A 2,409-nucleotide genomic window follows, 5' to 3' on the forward strand; every position below is an offset into this window, starting at 1 on the left:
CGGCCGCGCCCGCGCCGGGCACGCCCGGGAGCGGGGGCACCGCCGCGGCGTCCCCGGGCGAGGGCACGGTGAGCGCGGCGCGGCTGCTGGCGCGCACCGCCCAGTGCGACCAGGTGTCCGACGGGCGGTACCGGAACGACGACAGCGACGACGAGCCGACCGTCGCGGTGTGCGCCACCGCAGGCGCCGTGTATTGGAAGTCGGACATGGACATCGACTGCGACGGCAAGGTCACCAGGCACTGCAACGAGGACACCGACGGGTCCTTCCAGGACATGACGGCCTTCACCCGGTCGGACGGCGCCCCGCTGGACGCGGCGAAGCTGCCGTACCTGGTGGTCCCCGACCCGAGCGACACGTGGGACTACCGGAGTTCGGGCATCAGGGGCGGCGGTCTCGCCGCTGTCGTCTACCACGGGCGTGTGGAGTACGCGGTGGTCGGCGACACGGGCCCGGCCGGGCTCATCGGCGAGGCGTCCTACGCGACCGCCCAGGCGCTGGGCATCCCGGCGGACCCGGCGGGCGGCGGCGCGTCGAAGGACGTGACGTACATCTTCTTCAAGAACACGAAGGCCCGGCCCGTGGAGAGCCACGCGGCCGCGGTGCGGGCGGGCGACCGGCTGGCGCGGCGGTTCGTCGCGAGCACCAAGTAGCCGGGCGGGGAAAAGAGTCGGCCCCACCGGTCGGGGGGGGGATGACCGGTGGGGCCCACGAGCTCCGGCGGCCGGGGGGATGGCCGCGGGCCCGGCTCGTCAGTGCGTTTGCCCCCTCCCGGCCCTCCCATGCACGCCGTCGCGCAGATCTTTCCCGGCCGTCGCGTCTTTCCCGGCCGTCGCGTCTTTCCCGGCCGTCGCGACCGGGGCCCTGCGGGCGGTCGCCGCACGCGGACCGGGCAGACTGTGGGTGGGACACCGGCGTCCCGCGACCCCACCCGACGCTGCCAGGACGACCCGCGGGAGGCGCGATGGCGCTGCAGATCAGCGCGACCAATCCGGAGCACCCTGCACGGCTGCTCGACCTGCCGTGGAACACGCTGCTCGAACAGTGGCCGGAGAAGTGCCTTGTGCCGCTCCCCCGCGGCATCTCGCGCCACGTCGTGCGGTTCGCCTCGGCGGGGCCCGAGGTCGTGGCCGTCAAGGAGATCACCGAGCGTGCGGCCGTGCGGGAGTTCGGGCTGCTGCGGGACCTGCACCGGCTGCGCATACCGGCGGTGGAGGCACTCGCCGTGGTCACGGGCCGTACCGCGACGGACGGCGAGGACATCGAGTCCGCGCTGGTGACCCGCCATTTGAAGGGCTCGCTTCCGTACCGCTCGATGTTCGAGTCGACGATGCGCCCCTCCACGGTCAAGCGGCTGATGGACGCGCTCGCCGTACTGCTGGTGCGGCTGCACCTCGCGGGGTTCGCGTGGGGCGACTGCTCGCTGTCGAACGCGCTGTTCCGCCGCGACGCGGGCGCCTACGCGGCGTACCTGGTGGACGCGGAGACCGGCGAGCTCCACGAGGACCTCAGCCGCGGCCAGCGTGAGTACGACATCGAGCTGGCGCGGATGAACATCGCGGGCGAGCTGATGGACCTCGAGGCGTCGGGCGCGCTGCACCCGTCGATCGACCCGGTGCCGTTCGGCGCGGCGATCGTGGGGCGCTACGAGGAGCTGTGGCACGAGCTGACGCGCGAGTCGGTCTACCCGCTCGACAAGCGCCACTACATCGACCGCCGGGTGCGCAACCTCAACGACCTCGGCTTCGACGTGGCGGAGATGCGCATCGAGAGCTCGCCGCAGGGTGACACCGTCCGCTTCCTGCCGAAGGTGGTCGACGCGGGGCACCACCAGCGCCAGCTGCTCAGGCTGACGGGGCTCGACGCGGAGGAGAACCAGGCGCGCAGGCTGCTGGGCGACCTGGAGTCCTGGATGGCGACGCAGGACGACTACGCGCCGGGCGACCCACTGGGCGCACGCCCCGAGGTGCTGGCGCACCGCTGGGTGCGTGACGTCTTCCGTCCGACGGTGCGCGCGGTGCCGCGCGAACTGCGCGGCGACACGGACACGGCGCAGATCTACCACGAGGTGCTGGAGCACCGCTGGTACCTCTCGGAGCAGGCGGGCGAGGACGTCGGCCTCGACGCGACGGTCAAGGACTACGTGACGCACGTCCTGCCGCGAAGCCAGGCGGCGACGGGAGCGGCCTCCCGGCGGGACGAGGACGACGACGAGGTCTGACGCGCCTTCGCGGCACGAGGCGCCCGACGGGCGGGGCGGGGTGCGCGCCCCCGGCGGCCCCGGCGGCCCCGGGCCAGGGGAAACGACGCGCACCGGGGCGGTGACGTCCCAGCCGGGTCGGCAGCACACGTGTCGTGCCCGCACGCGCCGCGGGCGCCGCCGGGCGCACGGTACGCGTCGTCCGGCGC

2 protein-coding genes are annotated in these 2,409 nt (G+C 74.0%); both read left to right on the forward strand.

Going from position 1 to position 2,409, the window contains the following annotated elements:
* The coding region (locus tag JFN87_RS32890) for a glycoside hydrolase family 75 protein (protein ID WP_209346144.1) at nt 1-653 on the forward strand (653 nt) is incomplete at its 5' end.
* Nucleotides 654-964: 311 nt separating this feature from the next.
* Complete coding sequence (locus JFN87_RS32895) at nt 965-2,221, forward strand: DUF4032 domain-containing protein (protein WP_209346146.1); 1,257 nt, start codon at nt 965-967, stop codon at nt 2,219-2,221.
* Nucleotides 2,222-2,409: the final 188 nt, after the last annotated feature.

The organism is Streptomyces montanisoli, assembly GCF_017813245.1.
Taxonomy (GTDB): domain Bacteria; phylum Actinomycetota; class Actinomycetes; order Streptomycetales; family Streptomycetaceae; genus Streptomyces; species Streptomyces montanisoli.